Origin of the sequence: Herbiconiux sp. (assembly GCF_023264895.1) — a bacterium.
GTDB lineage: Bacteria > Actinomycetota > Actinomycetes > Actinomycetales > Microbacteriaceae > Herbiconiux.
The window spans coordinates 67,360-88,791 of the sequence record NZ_JAHFUY010000019.1 but is presented as its reverse complement, the minus strand read 5'-3'; the positions used below and the strand labels follow the sequence as shown (position 1 = coordinate 88,791).

19 protein-coding genes are annotated in these 21,432 nt (G+C 72.2%); 15 read left to right on the top strand and 4 right to left on the bottom strand.

What is annotated here, in order from left to right:
- Positions 1-9 precede the first annotated feature (9 nt).
- The 10 genes from Q0D57_RS03270 to Q0D57_RS03225 all read left to right on the top strand — a co-directional run bounded on the left by Q0D57_RS03270 (position 10) and on the right by Q0D57_RS03225 (position 10,129).
- Positions 10-588 carry a TerD family protein gene (locus Q0D57_RS03270; protein WP_291038063.1) on the top strand — a complete coding sequence of 193 codons (579 nt, stop codon included), beginning with the start codon at positions 10-12 and terminating at the stop codon, positions 586-588.
- Between the two features lie 58 nt (positions 589-646).
- Positions 647-1,867 (top strand): toxic anion resistance protein, encoded by a 1,221-nt coding sequence (locus Q0D57_RS03265; RefSeq protein WP_291038060.1) that lies wholly within the window; start codon positions 647-649, stop codon positions 1,865-1,867.
- 41 nt (positions 1,868-1,908) lie between these two features.
- On the top strand, positions 1,909-2,487 hold the full coding sequence (locus tag Q0D57_RS03260) for a hypothetical protein (RefSeq protein WP_291038057.1): 579 nt from the start codon (positions 1,909-1,911) through the stop codon (positions 2,485-2,487).
- The gene (locus Q0D57_RS03255) at positions 2,487-3,038 is read left to right on the top strand and encodes a TerD family protein (RefSeq protein ID WP_259530129.1); all 552 of its coding nucleotides are present in this window, start codon (positions 2,487-2,489) and stop codon (positions 3,036-3,038) included. Before Q0D57_RS03260 ends, Q0D57_RS03255 begins: the two co-directional genes overlap by 1 nt.
- Positions 3,039-3,041: 3 nt before the next feature.
- On the top strand, positions 3,042-3,866 hold the full coding sequence (locus Q0D57_RS03250) for a hypothetical protein (RefSeq protein ID WP_291038049.1): 825 nt from the start codon (positions 3,042-3,044) through the stop codon (positions 3,864-3,866).
- A gap of 1 nt (position 3,867) precedes the next feature.
- A complete protein-coding gene (locus Q0D57_RS03245; RefSeq protein ID WP_291038047.1) occupies positions 3,868-5,061 on the top strand; it encodes an HpcH/HpaI aldolase/citrate lyase family protein in 1,194 nt (397 codons plus the stop codon).
- Positions 5,058-6,707: a phosphoribosyltransferase domain-containing protein gene (locus Q0D57_RS03240; protein ID WP_291038045.1), complete on the top strand. Its 1,650-nt coding sequence runs from the start codon at positions 5,058-5,060 to the stop codon at positions 6,705-6,707. The genes Q0D57_RS03245 and Q0D57_RS03240 overlap by 4 nt, the downstream gene beginning before the upstream one ends.
- A complete protein-coding gene (locus Q0D57_RS03235) occupies positions 6,704-7,861 on the top strand; it encodes a cysteine protease StiP family protein (protein ID WP_291038042.1) in 1,158 nt (385 codons plus the stop codon). Before Q0D57_RS03240 ends, Q0D57_RS03235 begins: the two co-directional genes overlap by 4 nt.
- Entirely contained in the window at positions 7,858-8,661 is an 804-nt protein-coding gene (locus Q0D57_RS03230; RefSeq protein ID WP_291038039.1) for an HAD family hydrolase, read from the top strand. Before Q0D57_RS03235 ends, Q0D57_RS03230 begins: the two co-directional genes overlap by 4 nt.
- A 229-nt stretch (positions 8,662-8,890) precedes the next feature.
- Positions 8,891-10,129, top strand: coding sequence for a VIT1/CCC1 family protein (locus tag Q0D57_RS03225; RefSeq protein ID WP_291038037.1), 1,239 nt, complete (start codon positions 8,891-8,893; stop codon positions 10,127-10,129).
- An 82-nt stretch (positions 10,130-10,211) separates the two neighbouring features.
- On the opposite strand, the gene Q0D57_RS03220 is transcribed toward Q0D57_RS03225, so the two are convergent.
- Complete coding sequence (locus tag Q0D57_RS03220; RefSeq protein WP_259530122.1) at positions 10,212-10,787, bottom strand: cupin; 576 nt, start codon at positions 10,785-10,787, stop codon at positions 10,212-10,214.
- Between the two features lie 178 nt (positions 10,788-10,965).
- On the opposite strand from Q0D57_RS03220, the gene Q0D57_RS03215 reads away from it, so the two are divergent.
- The 5 genes from Q0D57_RS03215 (at position 10,966) to Q0D57_RS03195 (ending at position 17,086) form a co-directional block, all read left to right on the top strand.
- Positions 10,966-12,063 (top strand): substrate-binding domain-containing protein, encoded by a 1,098-nt coding sequence (locus Q0D57_RS03215; protein ID WP_291038033.1) that lies wholly within the window; start codon positions 10,966-10,968, stop codon positions 12,061-12,063.
- Positions 12,060-13,631 carry a sugar ABC transporter ATP-binding protein gene (locus Q0D57_RS03210; protein ID WP_291038030.1) on the top strand — a complete coding sequence of 524 codons (1,572 nt, stop codon included), beginning with the start codon at positions 12,060-12,062 and terminating at the stop codon, positions 13,629-13,631. The genes Q0D57_RS03215 and Q0D57_RS03210 overlap by 4 nt, the downstream gene beginning before the upstream one ends.
- Positions 13,628-14,677, top strand: a complete 1,050-nt coding sequence (locus tag Q0D57_RS03205) for an ABC transporter permease (protein WP_291038027.1) — start codon at positions 13,628-13,630, stop codon at positions 14,675-14,677. Before Q0D57_RS03210 ends, Q0D57_RS03205 begins: the two co-directional genes overlap by 4 nt.
- A 12-nt stretch (positions 14,678-14,689) precedes the next feature.
- Positions 14,690-16,021 (top strand): phosphotransferase, encoded by a 1,332-nt coding sequence (locus tag Q0D57_RS03200; protein WP_291038024.1) that lies wholly within the window; start codon positions 14,690-14,692, stop codon positions 16,019-16,021.
- 147 nt (positions 16,022-16,168) lie between these two features.
- Positions 16,169-17,086, top strand: a complete 918-nt coding sequence (locus Q0D57_RS03195) for an aminodeoxychorismate lyase (RefSeq protein ID WP_291038021.1) — start codon at positions 16,169-16,171, stop codon at positions 17,084-17,086.
- A gap of 181 nt (positions 17,087-17,267) precedes the next feature.
- Here Q0D57_RS03195 and Q0D57_RS03190 read toward each other — a convergent pair whose 3' ends face one another.
- Genes Q0D57_RS03190 through Q0D57_RS03180 form a run of 3 tightly spaced genes read right to left on the bottom strand, consistent with a single transcriptional unit; the run spans position 17,268 to position 21,369 of the window.
- Positions 17,268-18,128, bottom strand: a complete 861-nt coding sequence (locus Q0D57_RS03190) for a class II aldolase/adducin family protein (protein ID WP_291038018.1) — start codon at positions 18,126-18,128, stop codon at positions 17,268-17,270.
- On the bottom strand, positions 18,125-20,155 hold the full coding sequence (mtnC, locus tag Q0D57_RS03185; protein ID WP_291038015.1) for an acireductone synthase: 2,031 nt from the start codon (positions 20,153-20,155) through the stop codon (positions 18,125-18,127). Before mtnC ends, Q0D57_RS03190 begins: the two co-directional genes overlap by 4 nt.
- Entirely contained in the window at positions 20,152-21,369 is a 1,218-nt protein-coding gene (locus tag Q0D57_RS03180) for a hypothetical protein (RefSeq protein ID WP_291038012.1), read from the bottom strand. The genes mtnC and Q0D57_RS03180 overlap by 4 nt, the downstream gene beginning before the upstream one ends.
- Between the last annotated feature and the right edge of the window lie 63 nt (positions 21,370-21,432).

Below are 21,432 nucleotides of genomic sequence, written 5' to 3'. Positions count from 1 at the left end.
AGCATCATCATGGCAGGACTCAGCCTCGAAAAGGGCAGCAACCTCTCTCTCACCAAGACCAGCCCCGGCCTCACGGTCGCGACCGTGGGCCTCGGCTGGGACCCGCGTTCCACGAGCGGCGAGCAGTTCGACCTCGACGCGTCGGCGCTCCTCGTGGGCGCGAACCGCAAGGTGCGCTCCGGCGCCGACTTCATCTTCTACAACCAGCCCTCCGCGGCCGACGGCTCCGTGGTGCACCTCGGTGACAACCGCACGGGCCAGGGCGACGGAGACGACGAGCAGATCACGGTCGACCTGCAGTCGATCGGGGCCGACGTCGAGCGCGTGATCTTCGCGGTGTCGATCGACAAGGCCGACGAGCGCCGCCAGAACTTCGGCCAGGTGCGTGGCGCCTACTGCCGCGTGGTCGACCAGGACGGCCAGGAGATCGTGCGCTTCGACCTGAGTGAAGACGCGGCTCCCGAGACGGCGATGCTCTTCTCCGAGATCTACCGCAACGGCGCCGAGTGGAAGTTCAAGGCCGTCGGCCAGGGCTACACCACCGGTCTCGCCGGCATCGCGGGCGACTTCGGCGTTCCGCTCGGCTGATCCGGGCTCCCCGACACCCCCTCTTTCGAATCCTCTGACACGAGAGCAGCTGATCGCCATGAGCACGCCCCTCACTCCCCCGAGCGCCGACGAGACCCAGGCGGCCTCGCTCGTGCTGCAGGCCCCCGAGGCCCCGGAGATCGTCAAGGCCGACGAAGCCCCCGGCATGGTGCCGGTCCCCGTCGAGCGGCAGACCGAGATCCAGGCCCAGGCGCGCGCCTTCATCGCCGAGGTGGCGAGCCTGGATCCGCGGGCACCCGAGTTCACCACGAAGGTGGAGGGGATCACCCAGATCGGCGGCAAGGAGATGGTGCAGTCCTCGGGCTACTCCAGCCGCATGCTCGAGCGCTCCTCCACCTCGGTGGCCGGCGCCAAGCGCTCGGGCGACAGCGCCCAGGTCAAGGTGGCCACCACCCTGGGCGACCTGCGCAGCACGGTCGAAGACCTCACGCCCAACCAGGCCGACCTCGGCGTGGGGCGCAAGATCCTCGGCTTCATCCCCGGCGGCAACAAGCTCGCGAAGTACTTCCAGAAGTACGAGTCGGCCCAGACCCAGCTCGACAAGATCATCAAGTCGCTCATGGCCGGTCAGGACGAGCTGCTGAAGGACAACGCCTCGCTCGCCGGCGAGAAGGTGCAGCTCTGGGAGACCATGCAGCAGCTCAGCGAGTACGCGGTGTTCGCCAAGGCTCTCGACGCCGCGTGCGTCGAGAAGATCGAGGCGAGCCGTGCCGCGGGCCGCATCGAGGAGGCGCAGAAGCTCGAGGCCGACGTGCTGTTCCCGGTGCGCCAGCGCCACCAGGACATCCTGACCCAGCTCGCCGTCTCGGTGCAGGGCTACCTCGCGATGGACCTGATCCGCAAGAACAACACCGAGCTCATCAAGGGTGTCGACCGCGCGCGCACCACCACCATCGCCGCGCTCCGCACGGCCGTGATCGTGGCCCAGGCGCTCGCGAACCAGAAGATGGTGCTCGACCAGATCGACGCCATCAACACCACGACGAACAACATGATCCTGCAGACCAGCGAGATGCTGAAGGACCAGACCACGCGCATCCACCAGCAGGCCTCCACCTCGGGCGTGAGCGTCGAGACCCTGCAGAAGGCCTTCGACAACGTGTTCCAGACGATGGATGCCATCGACACCTTCCGCGCCGAGGCCGCCAAGAACATGCAGGGCACGGTCACCGCCCTCGAGACGGGCCTCGAGCGCGCGAAGCCCTACCTCGAGCGCAGCCGCCAGTCGGAGAACAAGGACCTCGGCGAGCTGCGCTGACCCGCGACCCGCTGGATCCCGAGAACGACTGAAGGACGATCATGGCGCTAGGACGACTGGTCAATTCCATCCTCAACGGCGCGACCCCTCCGGCGGAGCACGTGCGGCCCACGGGCGACGAGCACGCGGAGGCCCTCGCCGCCGGCACCCCCGGTGTCGACGGCGTGCGCCGCTCGCGCCCGCCGGCGAACGAGTCCGACGACGAGCGCAGCGCGCGCGAGCTCGACGACCTGCGCGACCTCGAGCGCCGCGCGGGCCGGGAGCTCCCCGCCATCGTGTCGTCCCGCCTCCGGCAGATCGACGATCTGCTGCGCGTGGTCGTGGCGACCATCGCGGCTCAGGATGCCTCGACCGAGCAGCGCGTGCTGCTGGAGGCCATGATCACCGACTACATCAGCACCCCGCTCCGCGCCTTCCTCGCGCTGCCCGCCTCCGACCGGGTCGACGAGTCGCGCGGCACCGAGCTCTTCGCCCGGCAGCTCGAGCTGATCGAGGAGACGATCCACGACCTGCTCAACCAGATCCGCATCGGCGCGATCGCCGAGCTCTCCACCCACGGCCGCTTCCTCGCCGACAAGTTCCAGACGCCCGACGAGGGCCTCGTGCTGGGCGGCCGCTGATGGCCTCGCTCGTCGCGGGCGCCAACGCCGCGCTCACCGCCGAGAACCCCGGGCTCACCTCGGTGATGGTCGGCTTCAGCTGGGACATCATCCCGAGCCGCGGCCCGCAGACCGAGCTCGTGCCGATCGCCGTGCTCTGCGGCGACGACGGCAAGGCGCTGAGCGACGACCACCTCGTGTTCTTCAACCAGATCGTGAGCGACGACGGTTCGGTGTCGTTCGCCTCGGAGGCCGACGACGAGGAGATCGACGTCGACCTCTCGCGCATCCCCGCCGAGGTCGCGAAGATCGCGTTCTTCGTCTACGTCGATCCGGATGTGCGGGGGCCAGGTGACTTCTCGCCCGTGCGCTCCGCCTCGGTAAAGGTGTCGACCCCGGACGGCCGTGAGCTCGTGCGGTTCGACGTGCCGCTGGCCGAGGCACGCAGCACGCGCGCGCTCCTGCTCGCCGAGCTCTACCGGCACCGCGACGACTGGAAGTTCCGGGCCCTCGGGCAGGGCTACTCGTCCGGGCTCGCGGGCATCGCCTCCGACTTCCGAATCGACGTCTGAGCCGTGCCGCGCAACACCTCGCCTGAGCGGGCGGATCTCGTCTTCATGCGCCGGCGCCTCAAGCCGCGTGCGGTCGTGGCGGAGCCGGCTGCGGCGGCGAGTGTCGCGCCGCCTGTGCCCGCGGCGGCGGCTCCTGCGCCCTCCGCTCCGGCCTCCACCGGGCTCGACCTGGGTGGGGGGCGGTCCGCTCCTGCCGCTCCTGCTCCCGTTCCCGTTCCCGCGAGCCGCCCGGCTCCGTCGGTCGGGCTCGATCTGGGCGGCGGCTCCAGCGCCCCTACACCCTCAGCCCCCGTCACCACCCGCCCCCGTGGCCCGCAGCCGTTCCCCGCGCCCACGGCCCACGACGTGCGCGAGCTGGGCCCCGACGAGCCCGTGCTGCGGCTCGACGCCCGACAGTCGGCCATCGGCAGCCTCATCGTCTCCGGGGCCACGGCCGCGGCGTGGGAGTCGACGGATCTCGTGACCGGATCGCTCACGCTCGACGGTACCGCCCAGGGCACACCCGTCGTCACACCCGGCAACCGTCCCCTCGTGGGCTTCGACGAGGGCGATGCGGTCGTCGCCCTCCGGCACGTGCGTTCGCTCCGGCGCGCGCTCTTCGTGGGCAGCGGCGCCCCTCTCGGCGTGCAGCTGTTCGACGACGAGAGCTTCACGGTGCACCCGGGCGACCCCGCGCATCCGGTCGTGCTCTCGCTGCTGCGCATCGACGGTGTGCTCGAGCTGCGCGCAGAACCGCTCGACGAGCCGCTGCCGCTCGAGGCCGTGCTGCGTCAGTTCGGCTTCGTTCCCACCACCTCGGTGGCACCTCGTCGGTCGCGGACGAGCTGACGTGCGCCACTTCAGCTTCGTCGACCCGGACGAGACAGCCCGCCTCTTCCACCGCCAGCCCGCCGACCTCCAGGTCGACTCGCCTCCGGCGCTGCTCGCCTCCGCCCTCGGCGGCACGCTCTACAGCCCGGGCACCCGGCCCACCCTCGTCGCCGACGTCGTCAAGCAGGGCGCCTACGGCTGCTTCAGCATGGTGCTCTGCCTCGAGGACTCGATCGCCGACGACGTGGTGGAGTTCGCCGAGGCCAACGTGGCCGCGGCCCTCTCGGTGCTCGCCCGGCTCGCGGCGAGCGACGAGCCGCCCGTGCTGCCCCTGCTGTTCATCCGGGTGCGATCGGCCGACCAGATGCGGCGGATGGCCGATCTCTGCGGAGCCGGTCTCGACCTGCTGAGCGGCTTCGTCATCCCGAAGTACCAGAACGAGGACGGCTACGCGCAGGAGTTCTTCGACGCGCTGCACGACATCCACGCCGAGTTCGGCCAGTCGGGTGAGAGCGGCGGGCGGCGGCTGAGGGTCATGCCGATCCTCGAGTCGCCCGCCATGATCCACGCCGAGACCCGCGACCGCGCGATGCAGGGCATCGTCGACGTCACGAAGGCGCACCGCGACGACGTGCTCGCGGTGCGGATCGGCGCCACCGACCTCTCGAGCGCGTTCGGGCTCCGGCGCTCCCGCGACCTCACGGTCTACGACGTCACGCTCGTGTCGTTCGTGATCGCCGAGATCGTGAACGTGTTCGGCCGGCCCGCCGACGACTTCGTGATCACGGGGCCCGTGTGGGAGCACTTCCAGACCGCCGAGCGCCTGCTGCGACCACAGCTCCGCATGACACCGTTCGCCGAGGCCAACGAGAAGAAGCTGCGGCAGCGGCTCGTGCTCGCCGGCCTCGACGGGCTCATCCGCGAGATCTCGCTCGACCAGGCCAACGGGCTGCTCGGCAAGACGGTCATCCACCCCACCCATGTGCCGGTCGTGCACGCGCTCTCGGTGGTCAGCCACGAGGAGTACCTCGACGCGCTGGCGATCGCCGACGGCCCGGGTGGCGGGGCCACCGCGTCGCCGTACCGCAACAAGATGAACGAGATGAAGCCGCACCAGGCGTGGGCCCGCAAGACGCTGCTGCGGGCCGAGGCCTTCGGGGTCGCCGCCGAGGAGACCACCTTCGTCGACCTCCTCGAGACGAGCATGCGGTGAGCCGTCTGCCCGGCCTGCCGGCTCCGGATGCGGAGGCGAGTGCGGATGCGCACGCGGATGCGCGTAGCCGCGTCTGGACCGGTGGTTTCGTGCAGGAGGCCGTGGGCATCTCGGTGCAGACGGATGCGTCGCGGAGCCTCGTTCCGCTCGAGGCGCTCGTGGGGCTCGCGCTCCGAGACAACCCCAAGCGGGCGCAGCTGCTCGTGTCGACGGTCCTGGCCAAGCACGTGCCGACCGTGCCGGGGCTCGCGGTCGCGGCGGGCGGGCTGCTGGGGCTGCTCGTGCGGACGGAGGTCGAAGGGACCGGTGCGGGGGTTGTCGAGGCGGCTCGGGATCCGCTCGACCCGACTCCCTTCGAGACGTTCGGCCGCCTGCTCGCCTCCACCGGCCCCCTGAGCGCCGACGAGCGGGCCGAGCTCGACGGCCTCGTCGAACTGCTGCACCGCGCGGGAGCCGGCACGTCGCATCCGGAGGTCGTGACGATCGGCTACGCCGAGACCGCCACCGGGCTCGGGCACCTCGTGGGCGACGCCCTCGGCTCGCCCTACCTGCACTCCACCCGGCACGACGTGCCCGGCGCGCACTTCACCGCGTTCGAGGAGGAGCACTCGCACGCGAGCGACCACCGGCTCTATCCCGACCCCGCTCGCTTCGGCACGGGTGCGTCGTGGCTGCCGGCCGGCGGCACGACCGTGCTCGTCGACGACGAGCTGAGCACGGGCCGCACGGTGCGCAACACGATCACCGCGCTCCACCACGACTCCCCGCAGGAGCACTGGGTGGTGGCCTCGCTCATCGACCTGCGCTCGGCGGCCGACCGCGCCGCCCTGGACGGGCTCGCCGCGGAGCTCGGCACCCGCATCACGGTCGTGGCGCTGGGGGTCGGCTCGATCGCGCTGCCGGCGGATGTGCTGCAGCGTGCCCGTGCGGTGATCGACGCGCTGCCGGCGCTGTCGCCGGTCCCGGATGCGGATGCGGCGGCGGATGCGGATGCGGCGGCGATGGCGTTCGGTGAGGTCGTGACGCTGGAGCTCGACGTCGCACCGGTGCGGAGTGCGCGATTCGGGGTCGACGGCCGCCTCGACACCGCCTTCGCTGCAGATGTCGCACGGCGCATCCGCTCGGCCCTGCCGGGTGCGGGTGGCGATGCCGATGTGACCACTGTGCTCGTGGTCGGCTCGGAGGAGTTCATCGCGGTGCCGCTCACCGTGGCCGCCGAGCTCGACCGCCTGGTGGGCGGGGTGCGCTTCTCCACCACCACCCGCTCCCCCATCGCCGCGACCGACCGCCCCGACTACGCCATCGCGTCGGCCATCGCCTTCACGAGCCACGACGCGACGCTCGACGGCCCCGGCCCCCGCTTCGCCTACAACCTCACCCGCGCCGGCACGCGCTTCGGCGCCATCGTGCTCTTCCCGGAGCCCGGGGTCGACCGCGAGCTGCTCCTCGCCCCCGGTGGCGCCGTGGAGGCCCTCCGCCGGGTCACCGACCGCGTGGTGGTGGCCCTCCTGCCCGAGAGCCGGCCCGCCGCACCCGCATCCGCGTCCGGCACATCCACCGCACCCGCCGCATCCGCATCCGCCGTGCAGCATCCCACCCGTCCCTACGCCCTCGACCGCCCGAACGAACGGACCACCTCCGCATGACCGATGCCCCCGCACCGGCCCTCCCCCAGCCGCTCACCGGCCCGGCCTTCGGCTCCTACTCGGCCGACGACGTCGAGTGGCTGCTCACCGACCTCGGCGACACCGTGCTCGAGGCGCCCGCCGCCGAGCGCGAGCAGGCCATCCAGAGCGGTCAGGCGCACTACGCCGAATCGCTGCCGATCGAGTACCTGCCCTCGCCCGAGTACGAGGAGCTCTACCGCGACGCTCTCGCCCGCTCGAGCCGGCGCCTCGCGGTGGCGGTGGGTGTTGTCACGGACCTCGTGCTCGCCGAGCGCGGGAACGCGCCCGTGCTCGTCTCGCTCGCCCGCGCCGGCACCCCCATCGGCATCCTGATGCGCCGCTGGGCGAAGCGGATGCGCGGGGTCGACGCCCCGCACTACACGATGAGCATCGTGCGCGGCGTGGGGGTCGACCGTACGGCGCTGCGCTATCTCGCCGCCCATCACGACCCCGCCCGGGTGGCCTTCGTCGACGGCTGGACGGGCAAGGGCGCGATCGCGCGCGAGCTCACCGCCGCGCTCGAGCTGCACGCGCAGACCGAGGGCGTGCGCTTTCCCGACGACCTCGCGGTGCTCGCCGATCCTGGCCACTGCGTGCGCATCTTCGGCACCCGCGACGACTACCTCATCCCCTCCGCGTGCCTCAACTCGACGGTCTCCGGCCTCGTCTCCCGCACGGTCTACAACCGCGACCTGATCGCCGACGACCAGTTCCACGGCGCCAAGTTCTACCGGGAGCTCGCCGGCCACGACGTCTCGGAGCAGCTGCTCGACACCGTCTGCGCGCACTTCGACGACGTGCAGGAGGAGGTCGCCCGCGAGGTCGAGACCGCCCTCGCCGAGGACCGCACGCCCACCTGGGCCGGCTGGGAGGCCGTCGAGCGCATCCGGCAGGCCTACGGCATCGAGAGCATCAACCTCGTGAAGCCGGGCGTCGGCGAGACCACGCGGGTGCTCCTCCGGCGCGTGCCGTGGAAGGTGCTCGTGCGGCCAGACGCCCTCGACGACGTGGCCCACGTGCTGCTGCTCGCCGAGCAGCGCGGGGTGCCCGTGGAGTACGTGCCGGAGCTGCCGTACAGCTGCGTGGGCCTCATCCACCCGGTCGCCGGCGCGCCCGCGGGGAGCGAGCAGTGAGGCCGCTGGTCGCGTGCGACCTCGACCGCACGCTCATCTACTCGCCCAAGGCCTTCTGGCTCGAGACGCCGGACGACCTCGCGCCGTCGATCGTGGTCTCCGAGCTCTGGAACGGGGTGCCGATCTCGTTCATGACGCGCGAGTCCGAGCGCCTCCTCGCCGCTCTCCGCGAGGAGGCGGAGTTCGTGCCCGTGACCACCCGCACCATCGCGCAGTACCGGCGCGTGCAGCTCGGCGCCGCACCCCGGTTCGCGGTCACGAGCAACGGCGGCGAGATCCTCGTCGACGGCGAGCGCGACGCCGACTGGGGCGACGGCGTGCGGGCACGGCTCGCGGCCGAGAGCGCGCCGCTCGCCGAGGTGCACGCGCTCTTCGGCGACCTCGCGGCGGCGGCCTGGATCCTCAAGACCAACATCGCCGACGACCTCTTCGTCTACTCGATCGTCGACCGCGACCTCATGCCGGGCGAGTGGCTCGAGGAGCTGCGGCTCACCTGCGAGGCGTTCGGCTGGTCGGTCTCGGTGCAGGGGCGGAAGCTCTACTGCGTGCCGAAGGTGCTCACGAAGCGCGAGGCGGTCACCGAGGTCGCGAGGCGGCTCGGTGGCCCGTGCATCCTGGCGGCGGGCGACTCGCTGCTCGACCAGCCCATGCTCGAGGGTGCGGATGCCGCCTTCCGCCCCGCACACGGCGAGCTCCACGATGCGGAGTACCGGGCGGGCAACCTCGAGGTGACGACCCTCCGCGGCATCCTCGCAGGCGAGGAGCTGCTGCACCTCCTGCAGGCCGCGGCCCGCGCGTAGAGCCCCCACCCGCCGCACCTTCCGCGCCCTTCCTCCCTTCCCGCCGTCGAACCGGCAGTTCGTCCCGCTTTGGAGCGCGCTGAGCGGGACGAACTGCCGGTTCGTGGCCGGGGGTGCCGAGGGGCGGGTGGCCCGGACTGGCGCGGGGCCCGGGTGAGGTCGTTTCGGGAGCTCGAAATTCTGGGAGTCGCGGCATCCGGGGCCTGAGGGGTGCACGGAGACTGCCAGGATGGTGGGGATCCCCATGACGTCTCCTTCTTCCTCCGCGCCCGCTTCCGGGCCCTCGCGCGCTTCCGGGCCCTCGTCTGCCTCCGGGCCGACGCCCGCCGACCTCCGCCGGTGGCGGCAGTACCTCGCCGACGAGCGCGCCGAGGCCCAGGTGTACCGCGAGCTGGCGCAGCGGCGCACGGGCTCCGAGCGCGCCATCCTCGAGGCGCTCGCCGACGCGGAGGGGCGGCACGAGTCGCACTGGCTGGAGCTCCTCGGCGACGACGTGGGCAAGCCCCGCCGCGCCGACATCCGCACGCGTCTGCTCGGCGTCTTCGCCCGGCGCTTCGGGTCGGTGTTCGTGCTCGCCCTCATGCAGCGCGCCGAGGCCCGCTCGCCCTACGACACCGACGACGACGCGACCGCTGCGATGGCGGCCGACGAACGCATCCACGGCGAGGTCGTGCGCGGGCTGGCCGCGAAGGGCCGCAGCCGCCTCTCGGGCACCTTCCGGGCAGCGGTCTTCGGCGCCAACGACGGACTCGTCTCCAACCTCGCCCTCGTGCTCGGCATCGGCGCCACGGGCGTGCCCGCGAGCGTCGTGCTCGCCACGGGGGTGGCGGGCCTCCTCGCGGGCGCGCTCTCGATGGGCGCGGGCGAGTTCGTGTCGGTGCGCTCCCAGCGGGAGCTGCTGGCCGCGTCGACGCCCGACCCCTCGGCGAGCACGGCGGTACCGCTGCTCGACGTCGACGCCAACGAGCTCGCCCTCGTCTACCGGGCGCGCGGCATGAGCCAGGAGGCGGCGGAGGCGCGAGCGCTCGACGTCTTCGGCGGTCTCACGACCGCGACCTCGGCCATCCGGCTGCCGCGGGCGGGCGACGCCGGCGTCACGGCCCCGGGGAGCGAGGGGCCGGCCGGAGGCGGAGGTGCGCTCGGCACGGGCACGGGCTCCCTCAGCCTCGCCTCCGACGAGCACGAGGAGATCGGCACCGCCTGGCAGGCCGCGTTCTCGTCGTTCTGCTTCTTCGCGTCGGGGGCGATCATCCCGGTGCTGCCCTACCTGTTCGGGCTGACCGGCCTGCCCGCGGTGCTCGTGGCATCCGCTCTCGTGGGCCTCGCCCTGCTCGGCACGGGAGCCGTGGTGGGCCTGCTCTCGGGCGGCCCGCCCCTTCGCAGAGCCCTCCGCCAGCTCGCGATCGGCTACGGCGCCGCGGCCGTCACCTACCTCCTGGGCCTCCTCTTCGGCGCCTCCCTGGGCTGACCCCTCCCACGAGTGGGCGACTTCGGCTGCTCAGAGTCGGCCACCTGAGCATCAACTGCCCACTCGTGGGAGGGATTCGGCGCTAGGCCGAGACCGAGGCCAGCTCGTCGTAGGTGGCGAAGCGGCTCGAGACGTCGCTGCCGGTGAAGTTGCCCACCCAGCCGTCGTCGTCGTGGAAGAAGCGCACCGAGACGTACTCGGGGTTCGTGCCCATGTCGAACCAGTGCGTCGTGTCCTTCGGCACCGAGAGCAGGTCTCCGGCCTCGCAGAACACGGCGTGCACCTTGCCGCCGACGTGCAGGTAGAAGACACCGGATCCGCTCGCGAAGAAGCGGTCCTCGTCGTCGTCGTGCTGGTGCTCGTTGAGGAACTTCTGGCGCGCGGCATCGGCCTGCGCACGGTACTCCTCGGTGTCCTCCCGCTCGATCGTCACCACGTCGACGAGGGTGTAGCCGTGCTCGGCGTTCACGGCGTCGATCTCGGCGCGGTAGAGCTCGAGCACCTGCTCCTGCGTGGCGTTCTCGGGCAGCTCCTTGAGCTCCCATCGGCTGAAGCGGGCGCCGAGGCCGGCCAGCACGTCATGGATGGTGTCGAAGTCGCGAGTCTGCAGCTCGGGCGTCGAGGGGTCGTTGTCGTTCCACACGGTCAGGAGGGTCATACTTCCATGCTATTCCTCCTCTCCTGCACAGTCCCCTCTCGGGCGCGCACGAGTAACAGAGCGCAACACGATTCGTGCGGCGGCTCGCCCGCGCGGTTGAATCGACTCGCAGTCACAGCACCCTGCCGGTCCCCGGCGCACCCATCCCGAGCACCCCGTCCTCCTGAAGGAGACTCCCATGGCCATCCTCCGCAGAGCAGCGGTCGTCACCGCCCTCGTCGCCGCCGGCGCCCTCGCCGTCACCGGCTGCGCGCAGTCCAGCGGCAGCCCCGCCGCCACCACCGGTGCGAGCACCGCGCCCACCGCCTCGGCCGAGCTGCCCGCGCCCTTCGACGCCGACCCCGTCACCGTGGCCGTCGTTCGCCAGAGCGGTGCCGGCGACTTCTTCGAGGCCTGGGGCGCCGGGGCCGAGGCGCAGGCCTCCTTCGCGAACATCGACCTGCAGGTCACGGATGCGCGCAACGACAACGCCAAGCACGCGAGCGACCTCGAGCAGGCCATCGCCTCGAAGCCCGACGCCATCATCGTCGACCACGGGCAGACCGACACCATCCAGCCCCTCGTCACGAAGGCCGTCGAGGCCGGCATCCCCGTGGTCATCTACGACCTCGCGCTCACCGACAGCGAGGGCGTCATCGTCACCGCGCAGTCCGACAAGTCGATGGCCGAGGGCGTGCTCGAGCAGCTCATCGCCGATGTCGGCGAGGGCGCCAAGGTCGGCTACGTCTCGGCCACCGGCTTCGCCCCGCTCGACCGCCGTGCCGAGGTGTGGGATCAGGTCGTGGCCGACAACGACCTCGACGTCGTGTTCTCCACCGGTGAGGTCTCCGACTCCACGGCGAGCGACAACGTGCCGCTGGTCGACGCGGCGCTCAAGCAGAACCCGGATGTGCAGGCGATCTTCGCCCCCTACGACGAGATCACGAAGGGTACAGTTCTGGCTGTGCAGCAGAACAACCTCCAGGACAAGGTGAAGGTGTACGGGATCGACATCTCCAACGCCGACCTCGAGGTCATGAACGCGGAGGGCAGCCCCTGGGTCGCCACCTCGGCCACCGACCCGGCCGCCGTGGGCGCCGCGGTCGTGCGCACGCTGGCCCTCAGCCTCGCGGGTGAGCTCGACGAGACCGAGGTGCTCTTCCCGGCGATCACGATCACGCAGGACTTCCTCGCCGAGAACGAGGTCACCAACGTCACCGAGCTGCGTGCCGCCGAGCCGAGCCTCGAGCTCTCCGACGTGGTCGTGGCGGATTGGCTCCCCGCGGTCTCCGGATGACCTCCCCTTCTCTGAACGCCCACGAGGGGCACGGCGCCGGCGTCGTGTCCCTCGCGGGCGTTTCGGTGGCCTACGGATCCAACGTGGTGCTGACCGACGTCTCGCTCGAGTTCCACCCCGGCGAGATCGTGGCGCTGCTCGGCGCGAACGGTGCCGGCAAGTCCACGCTCATCAAGGCGCTCTCGGGCGCCAACCCCCGCTACAGCGGCGAGGTCCGGATCGGCGGAGACGCCGTGCACCTCAGCTCGCCGGTGCAGGCCCGACGACTCGGCATCTCGGCCGTGCACCAGAAGGTGGCAGACGGCATCGTGCCCGGCCTCTCGGTGGCCGAGAACCTCACCCTCGACGACCTCGCCCAAGCCACCCGCCGGCCGCTCCGCTCCCGCGGCTCGGCCTTCGCCGACGCCCGCGCCGCTCTCGACACGCTCGGGCTGTCGTGGTCTGACGGCGTGCTCGGCAGCGACGCCGCGGGCCTGGCCATCTCCGACGCGCAGCTCGTGGTGCTCGCGCGTGCCCTCCGCGGCACCCCGCAGCTGCTCATCCTCGACGAGCCCACCTCGGCCCTCACCGCGGCCGAGGCGGAGCGCCTGTTCGAGGTGCTCCGCGCCCTCCGCGCCAAGGGCCTCTCGATCATCTACGTCTCACACCGCTTCGGAGAGATCGAGGCCCTCGCCGACCGCGTCGTCGTGCTCCGCGACGGCCGGGTGCAGAGCGACTCCGCCCGTCCGTTCGAGTGGCACGGCATCCTGCACGACATGCTCGGCCGCGCCGCCGAGCTCTCGCACGACCGCGGGGCCGCCCAGCGCGGGCACGAGGTCGTGGCCACGCTCGACGGCGTCACGCTGCTGCCCGAGTCGGAGCCCGTCTCGCTCGAGATCCGTGCGGGCGAGGTGCTCGGCGTGCTCGGCCTGATCGGAGCGGGCAAGACCGAGATCGCGGAGGCGCTCGCGGGCCTCGCCGCTCCCCTCGGCGGATCGCTCACCCTCGCGGGCGCGCCCTACTCCCCCAAGCGGCCCCGTCACGCGATCGACGCCGGGGTCGTCCTGGTGCCCGAAGACCGTCAGCGGCAGGGCATCCTGCCGGGCTGGTCGGTGCAGCGGAACGTGACGGTGCCGTTCCTCCGCTCCTCGAGTGTCGGCGGCCTCCTCACCAAGCGCCTCGAGCGCTCGCGTGCGGAGGGCGTCATCGACAGCCTCTCGGTCGTCACCACCGGGCCCGACGAGTCGATCGACGACCTCTCCGGCGGCAACCAGCAGAAGGTCGTCGTGGGCCGCTGGCTCTCGGCAGGGCCCCGGCTGGCGCTGCTCGACGAGCCGTTCCGCGGGGTCGACATCGCCGCCCGGCGCGAGATCGGCACCCGCCTCGCCGAGATCGCCGCGGGAGGCGCCGCCGCCGTGGTGCTCTCCAGCGACGTCGACGAGATCTTCGAGGTGGCCGACCGCATCGTCGTGCTCGTCGCCGGCCGCATCGAGCTCGACCGCTACGCCGACGAGACCGACCGCGCGAGCGTCATCGGCGCCTTCCTCGGCGCCGCGCACCCGTCCTCCCCCGAAGGAGCCCCCGAATGACCGCCCGCCCTCGCATCTCGTCCACGAAGACCTCCGAGCGGGTGGCCGCCTTCGTCGTGAAGTGGGGGTTCGTGGCGGTCACGGTCGCCCTCATCCTCTTCTTCGTCATCACGGAGCCGAGCTTCCGCACGCCCGAGAACTTCTTCGGCATGCTCAAGTTCATCGCCCCGACGGCCATCGCGGGTCTCGGCGTGATGCTCGCCATGACCGTCGGCGGCATCGACCTGTCGGTGGGCGCCTCCGCGGGCTTCGCGGTGTCGATCGCGGCGTGGACGATGGTGATCGGCAACCAGGTCGGCGGCGTCGCCGTCTCGGTCGTGCTGGTCTGCGGGTTGCTGATCGGAGCACTCAACGCGTTCCTCATCGTGGTGGCACGCATCCCGGACCTGCTGGCCACCCTGACCACGATGTTCGTGATCGTGGGGCTCAAGCTCATCATCGTCGACGGCAAGTCGATCTCGTCGCAGATGACGCTGTCGAACGGCACCACGGCTCCCGGGCGCTTCACGGCCGACTTCCTCTGGCTCGACCGGGGGTCGATCGGGCCCGTGCCGGTGCCCGTCATCATCCTCGTCGTGATCACCGTACTGCTGTGGTTCCTGCTCGAGCGCACCCGGTGGGGGCGCGCGCTGTTCGCGGTGGGGGCCAACCCCGAGGCCGCGCGGCTCGCCGGCATCCGGGTGCAGTGGTACCGCACGCTCGCCTACATGGGCTGCGGTCTGCTGGCCTCGGTGGCGGGGCTCCTCCTCGCCGCGCGCATCGGTCAGGGCGACGTGAGTGCCGGCAACTCGCTCCTGCTCGATGCGGTGGCGGTGGCCCTCGTCGGTGTCTCGGTGCTCGGCATCGGGCGGCCGAACGCGTGGGGCACGGCGCTCGGGGCCGTGCTGATCGCGGTCATGGTGACCGGGTTCACGATGCTCGGCCTGCCGTACTACGCGCAGGACTTCGGCAAGGGCATCGTGCTGCTCATCGCCCTCCTGTTCAGCTTCACCTTCTCGCGCCGGCGCACCGTGGTGACCGCCGGGTCGACCACGTCCGCCTCGTAGTCCAGGGATCCGATGAACGACTCCGACTTCTCTCAGCTCACCTCCGCGACCGTCGGCGCCTACCTCGCGAGCCGGCCGGTGCTCGCGACGCGCATCGATGCGGCCCGCATCGCCTCGGTGCGCGAGGTCGGCGACGGCAATCTCAACCTGGTGTTCATCATCCACGACGAGTCCGGGGCGTCCGTGGTGCTCAAGCAGTCGCTGCCGCACGTGCGCACCGATCCGTCGTGGCCGATGACCAGGGAGCGGTCGGCGCGCGAGGCCACCGTGCTGGGGGCGCACGCCGCCGCCGATCCGACGCACGTGCCGGGCTTCTTCGACTTCGATGCCGTGCATTACGTGCTGGCCATCGAGGACCTCAGCGATCACCGGGTGTGGCGGAACGAACTCAACGAGGGCCGCGTGCACGGCTACGCGGCCGCGGAGATCGGCCGGTACGTGGCGCGCACGGCGTTCGCGACGTCGCCGCTCGGCATGGATCCGCTCGAGCACAAGGCGCTCGTGGCGCGGGCCGTCAACCCGGAGCTCGCGCAGATCACCGAGGATCTCGTGTTCACGGAGCCGTACATCCCGCATCCGCACAACGTGGTGCTGCCCGGCAACGTCGCCGACGTCGAGGCGCTGCGGGGCGATGCGGCGCTCGTGCGCGAGATGGGGCTCGCGAAGTGGCGGTTCATGACCACGGCGCAGTCCCTCATCCACGGCGACCTGCACACCGGTTCGGTCTTCGTGCGGCCGGCGGCGGGCGGGGCGGATGCGTGGGGGGCGGAGAGTTCGTCGGCTGTGTCCGCTTCTGCTTCTGCTTCCGCTGGTTCGGCTTTTGCTTCTGCTTCCGCTGGTTCCGCTGCCGCTTCCGCTTCTGCGTCGGTGCGGGCGTTCGACAGCGAGTTCGGGTTCGTCGGGCCCACCGGGTTCGACCTGGGGGCGCTGTGGGCCAACCTCGTGCTCGCGGCGGCGCGGGCCGAGGCGCTCGGTGAGGGTGACCGGGCCGAACTGATCCTCGAGCTGCCCGGCCGGCTCTGGTCCGCCTTCGAGGCGGAGTACCGGGCGCTGTGGCCCTCGCGGGTCGATCCGCGGGTGTGGGGTGACGACGTGCTCGAGAGTCTGCTCGAGGGCATCCGCGATGACGCGGCGATCTTCGCGGCGGCGAAGACGATCCGCCGCATCGTGGGCTTCGCGAAGGCGAGCGACATCGAGACCCTCCCGCCGGAGCTCCGTGAGCGGGCGGCGCGCGGTGCCCTCCACGCCGGTCGTGCGCTCGCGCTCACCCGCCACGGCATCCGCACGGTGGAGGCCCTCTCAGCCGAGACCCTCGCGACGGTGCGCGCCGCCCTCCGTGCCTGAGGGAGCCCCCGCGCCTCTGTGACTCCCTCCGACTTGACAGTAGATGCGCTCAAAACGCTCGACTTGGCACAAGTTGTGTCAAGTGGGTGAGGCGGCGGGCGGGCGAGGCGGGGCGGCGGAGTCCGCGGGGTGGGGGAGACTTGAGGGATGAGCGGTGGCGTGGCGGTTGAGGATCTGGTCGTGTTCGTGGGCGACGGAGCGGAGGCCGGGGGCGGAGCAGGCGGCGGGGCGGCGGCAGTGGCCGGGGGCGGCGTCGGACCAGTGCTGCCGATGCGGGAGGCGGCCGTGAACGTGGCCGATCTCGCCGTGACGCGGGGCGACGGGGTGTTCGAGTCGATCGGGGTGATCGACGGACGGTTCATCGAGCTGCCCCGGCACCTCGCGCGCCTCAAGCACTCGTCGGCCATGCTCGACCTGCCCGAGCCCGACGTCGAGGCGTTCGAACGCGCCGCCCGGCTCGCACTCGCCGCGCACGCCCCGCAGCGCGAGCTGCTCGTGAAGCTCCTGCACAGCCGCGGCATCGAGGGCGCGGACCGAGCGAGCGGGTGGGTGCAGGTGCTCGCCGGGACCGACCACAGCGCGGCACGCAGCACGGGCATCCGCGTGGTGACGCTCGACCGCGGCTACCGGCACGACATCGCGCAGACCTCGCCGTGGCTGCTGCAGGGCGCGAAGACGCTCTCCTACGCGCTCAACAAGGCCGCCCTCCGCGAGGCGGCCCGCCGCGACGCCGACGACGTGATCTTCGTCAGCACCGACGACGTCGTGCTCGAGGGACCCACCTCGAACGTGGTCGTGCGCCACGGCGACGTGTTCCGCACCCCGCGACCCGACCTCGGCATCCTCGCGGGCACCACGCAGGCCGCCGTGTTCGAGACGCTCGGCGCACTCGGCTTCGAGACCGCGGAGGCCGTGATCACTCCGGCCGAGCTCGCCACCGCCGACGGCCTCTGGCTGCTCTCGAGCGGGCGCCTCCTGGCCCCCGTGCGCGAGCTCGACGGCCGCCCGCTCCCCGTCGACGCCGACTTCACCCGCACGCTCCTCGAGCGCACGTTCGGCCTCTAGCGGTTCAGCAGGTTCAGAACCGCACTCCTCCCGCCCTCCGCGCCGTGGAGCGCCCCGATGCCCGCGAGCTCTGCGCTTTCGAACCGGTCCGGCGCGATCCGGCGCCGCGCGGCTCGATCCGGCGCGGCTCGGTGGGGAGCGGCTCGGGGCGGCTCGGGGCTGGGCGGGGCGGGGCGGCTGCTCAGCGGGTCGCGAGGGCGATCTGGAGGAGGGCCTCGGTGAGTTCGAGGTGCCAGCGGGCCTGGCGGAGGTCGGCGCCCCACGCGTAGATGCCGTGGCTCGCCACGAGCAGCGCCGGCACCTCGGCGACCGCACTCGTGCCCGCCGCGGGGTCGGCGGCGGTGGGCCGGAGGTAGACGCGTTCGAAGTCGTCGCCGAGCACGCGCATGTCCTGGTGGTTCTGCACCACGGGGAGGACGACGCGCTCGCCGTGCGCCGAGTGCCCGATGCCCTTCAGCATCTCGAGGTCGTGCAGCACCACGCCCTCCGGCCATGCGTGCGCCGCGCGCACCGCCGCGAGGGCGTGCACGTGGATGACCGCACCCGCTCCGGTGACCGCCGCGATCCGCGCGTGCAGCCCCGCCTCGGCCGACGGGCGTCGGGCGAGCCCGAGCCGCTCCGTGAACCCGCCGGATGCCGGGTGGTCGTCGACCGCGTCACCCAGCCGGCCGGTGGCCACCCCGTCGCCGTCCGGGACGCCCGAGCCGCCCGGCTCGCCAGAGCCACCCGGCCCGCCCGAGCCGCCCGGCACGCCCGGCGCATCCGGGACCCACTCGCCGTCGCCGTCGATGAGCACGATGTCGCTCGCGGTGAGCTCGCCCTTGTCGAGGCCCGAGGCCGTGACCGCGAGCCGCAGCGGATCGCGCGCGAGGGTGACCGAGAGGTTGCCCGCGGTGCCGGGCATCCAGCCGAGGCCCGCGAAGCGCGCCGACTCGGCCGCGAGCGCGAGCCCCGCCGCCGTGAGCGACGCGTCGTCGACGACGCCGGCCCCCAACACGTGCCCGGACGAGCCCGGCCCGCCCGGCGCATCCGCTGCGGTCACGGGGCGACGACCTCGACCTCGGCGAACGACGACACCACGGCGGCCTCGCCGAAGTCGGCCTCGAAGAAGGGCTCACCCTCGCGCGAGAAGGCCACGACCTGCCACCCCGCCGCAAGGGCTGCCGCCACCTCGCCGGGGTTGTCGGTGAAGAACACGAGCTCGCCGGCGGGGACACCGAGCGACGACGCGATCGCGTCGTAGGAGGCGGACTCCTTCTTGGGCCCCGCGCTCACGGTGTCGAAGAAGTCGGTGATGAGGCCGGTGAGGTCGCCGTCGGGCGAGTGCCGGAACCACGGCACCTGCGAGGCGATGGATCCCGACGAGAACACGGCGAGGCCCACGCCGTGGGTGTGCCAGTCGCGGAGCTTCGGGATGACGTCGTCGAAGAAGTGCGACGAGATCTCGGACTTCGCGAAGCCCTCCGCCCAGATTTGCCCCTGGATGGTCTTCAGCGGGGTGGCCTTGACGTCGCGTTCCATCCACTCGTGCAGCACCGCCACGACCTCGTCGGTGGAGGCGTCGGTGGCGAGAGAGGCGTCGTGAACGACCTGCTGCCGCGCCTCGGCGATGGCGGGGTCGTCGGCGTGGTCGTCGAGCCAGGACGCCAGGCGGGGACGGGCGTAGTCGTAGAGGTCGCCGAGGATGAAGCCGGCGGCGCTCGTGGTGCCCTCGATGTCGACGACGACGGTGCGCGCCGAGACGGCGAGTGGATCGGGTGTGGGGGCGGGGGTGTGGTCTTCGGTCACGGTGCGCTCCTCGAGGGGATCGGGGTGGTGGGTGGGGCTCCCGGCGAACGGCTGCGACCGCAGCGGCTCGCCCGTGAGCAGGTGGTGGCGGGCGGCGTCGAAGAGCCGCACCGAGGCGTCCGGTGCCAGTGCCGAGGGCAGCGACTCGATGTCGGCCGCGTGCGAGTAGCCCGCCGCGCGGCGGATGCCCTCGACCCCGGCGAAGCGCCAGGCGTCGCGCTCGATCGCCTCGAGCGACGTCGGCGGATGCCCCGCGGCGCTCCACACCTCGGCGAACGCTGCCCACGAGGCCGGCACGGCGGAGTAGCGGGCGCGGGCCAGCTCCTCGTCGCCGACCGCGGATGCCGCGATCGCCGCGAGCTCGAGGTTGGCCCAGAAGAGACCGAGGTCGAGGCCGATGGGCCCCACGAAGCTGAACTCGGGATCGAAGACGACGACCCGCTGCGACCCGCCGTCTCGCCCGATCATCACCGATCCGCTGTGCAGGTCGCCGTGCACGAGCGCCTCGTGCCGCGTCTCGAACGCCTCACGCACCGCGGCGACCGCCTCGCGCACGTCGTCGTCGGCATACAGCGAACGCACCCGCGACGAGAGCACCGGATGCCAGTGGTTGTGCTCGTGCTCGCGGTAGGGCTCGTCGAGCACCACGTCGACCGTGAGCGCGCAGAGCTCCGGGTTGGCGGCGAGCTCCACGAGCCGCGCGTGCTCCTCGTCGCCGAGGGCCAGCCTCGAGGTGGCCGCCGCGAGCGAGCCGACGAAGCGGCCGACGACCGCGCCGAGGGCCTCGAAGTCGATCTCGAGCGCGTCGTCCGGAGTCGCGATGCGGCGCACGAGGGCGTCGCGGAGCACCTCGAGTGCCGAGAGGTCCTCCATGACGAGCACGTACCGGCTCTCGTCGAAGTCGACGATCTGCGGGATCGACTCGGGCACGCGCTCGGCGAGGCGCTCGTAGGTGCGGGCCTCCGAGACGATGCGCGAGGGATCGATCGGCCACTCCGGGCCCGCCACCTGCACCCACGGCGGAGCCTGCTTCACGGCGAGCGAACCAGCCGGCCCGCGGGCGATGAAGACGCGGTTCATGTTGCCCGCGGTCACCTCGACGACGTCGACGGATGCGCCGACGACCGCAGCGTCACCGGCTACGGCTGCGTCGCCGACGGTACCGCCCTGCACAGCGGCATCCCCCGCCACGAGGTGCAGCAGCCCCCGCTCGTGCAGGTGCGCGATCACGTCGTCACGGTCGATCAGCAGGGCGTACCCGGCCGACGCCTCCTCGGTCACGCGTGCTCCCCCGCCGCCGCGTACAGCTCGCCGACGCGGGCGGGTTCGAACGCGCCCCGGTCGGTGACGATGCGCGACACGAACCGCGAGGGGGTCACGTCGAAGGCCGGGTACCAGGCCTCGGTCACGAGCGACGACGCGGTGCGGCGGCCGAGCGTGTGCAGCACCTCACCCGGATCGCGCGACTCCACGACGATGTCGGCCGCGGTGGGCGCCTCGGCATCCGGAGCCTGGACGAGCGCGTAGAACGGAACCCCGAAGGCATGGGCGGCCACCGCGAGGCCGAGGGTGCCCACCTTGTTCACGACGCTGCCATCGAGCGAGACCCGGTCGGCCGCGGTCACGAGCGCGTCGATCGGACCGATGCCCGCGGTGTGCCGCGCTCCCGGCTCGAGGCCCGAGTCGGCGTCGTGACCGGCGGCGAGCGCGGCGGCGCCCATGCCGTCGGTGATGAGGGTCACGTGCTCCCCGAACTCTGCGAGCGTGTGGGCCGTCAGCCGAGCACCCTGCAGGTAGGGGCGGGTCTCCGTGGCCACCCACTCGAAGCGCTTGCCGGCCGCGCGGGCGGCGCGCACGAACTCGATCAGGTACGTGTCCATCCAGCAGTGGGTGAGGATGCGGGCACCGTCCGGCAGCAGCTCCACCGTGGCCTCGCCGAGGCGGCGGCTGCGAGCGCGGTAGATCGCGGCGCCCTCGCGCGCGGCGTCGACGGCGGCCTCGACGATGGACGCGGTGCCGGCGTCGGCGGCATCGACCGCCGCGAGCACGTGGGCGACGGCCTCGCGGGGGTGGTTGTTCGTGGGTCGGGCGCTCTCGAGCACCCGGCCGGCCTCGCGCAGCCGCTCGCGTGCCGCATCCGGAGCGAGGTCGGCGACCTGCAGCGCCGTCATCTCGAGACCGGCGTAGGCGGCGAACAGCGGCCCGGAGCTCTGCGTCACCATGCCCGCGATGGCGGCGCCCACCTCTTCGGCATCGGTGGCGGTGACCCAGCTCACCGTCTCGGGGAACACCCGGCGGTCGAGGATGCGGACGACCCCGCCCTCGACCCGCACCGAGTCGTCGAGCACGGGGGCATCGAGCACGGGGGCATCGAGCACGGGGGCATCGAACTCGGCGCCGCGCGCGGGGGTGCCGTGAACCGGGGCGCCGTGCACAGGGTCCCCGAGTGCGGATCCGCCTGCTGCGGGTGTCGTGGCGTTGCCGGTGGTGGTCATGTGCATCCCGTCGAATTCCCCCCACGAGGATACCGCTCCCTCCGGAACGGTTGCTCACGGTCG

Excerpts from the sequence above, each read along its gene's own strand:
- Q0D57_RS03210 (WP_291038030.1), top strand. The coding sequence starts at position 12,060 with ATGACCTCCCCTTCTCTGAACGCCCACGAGGGGCACGGCGCCGGCGTC.
- Q0D57_RS03220 (WP_259530122.1), bottom strand. The coding sequence starts at position 10,787 with ATGACCCTCCTGACCGTGTGGAACGACAACGACCCCTCGACGCCCGAG.
- Q0D57_RS03180 (WP_291038012.1), bottom strand. The coding sequence starts at position 21,369 with ATGACCACCACCGGCAACGCCACGACACCCGCAGCAGGCGGATCCGCA.
- Q0D57_RS03225 (WP_291038037.1), top strand. The coding sequence starts at position 8,891 with ATGGTGGGGATCCCCATGACGTCTCCTTCTTCCTCCGCGCCCGCTTCC.
- Q0D57_RS03235 (WP_291038042.1), top strand. The coding sequence starts at position 6,704 with ATGACCGATGCCCCCGCACCGGCCCTCCCCCAGCCGCTCACCGGCCCG.
- Q0D57_RS03270 (WP_291038063.1), top strand. The coding sequence starts at position 10 with ATGGCAGGACTCAGCCTCGAAAAGGGCAGCAACCTCTCTCTCACCAAG.
- Q0D57_RS03205 (WP_291038027.1), top strand. The coding sequence starts at position 13,628 with ATGACCGCCCGCCCTCGCATCTCGTCCACGAAGACCTCCGAGCGGGTG.
- Q0D57_RS03200 (WP_291038024.1), top strand. The coding sequence starts at position 14,690 with ATGAACGACTCCGACTTCTCTCAGCTCACCTCCGCGACCGTCGGCGCC.
- Q0D57_RS03215 (WP_291038033.1), top strand. The coding sequence starts at position 10,966 with ATGGCCATCCTCCGCAGAGCAGCGGTCGTCACCGCCCTCGTCGCCGCC.
- Q0D57_RS03255 (WP_259530129.1), top strand. The coding sequence starts at position 2,487 with ATGGCCTCGCTCGTCGCGGGCGCCAACGCCGCGCTCACCGCCGAGAAC.
- Q0D57_RS03195 (WP_291038021.1), top strand. The coding sequence starts at position 16,169 with ATGAGCGGTGGCGTGGCGGTTGAGGATCTGGTCGTGTTCGTGGGCGAC.
- Q0D57_RS03265 (WP_291038060.1), top strand. The coding sequence starts at position 647 with ATGAGCACGCCCCTCACTCCCCCGAGCGCCGACGAGACCCAGGCGGCC.
- Q0D57_RS03260 (WP_291038057.1), top strand. The coding sequence starts at position 1,909 with ATGGCGCTAGGACGACTGGTCAATTCCATCCTCAACGGCGCGACCCCT.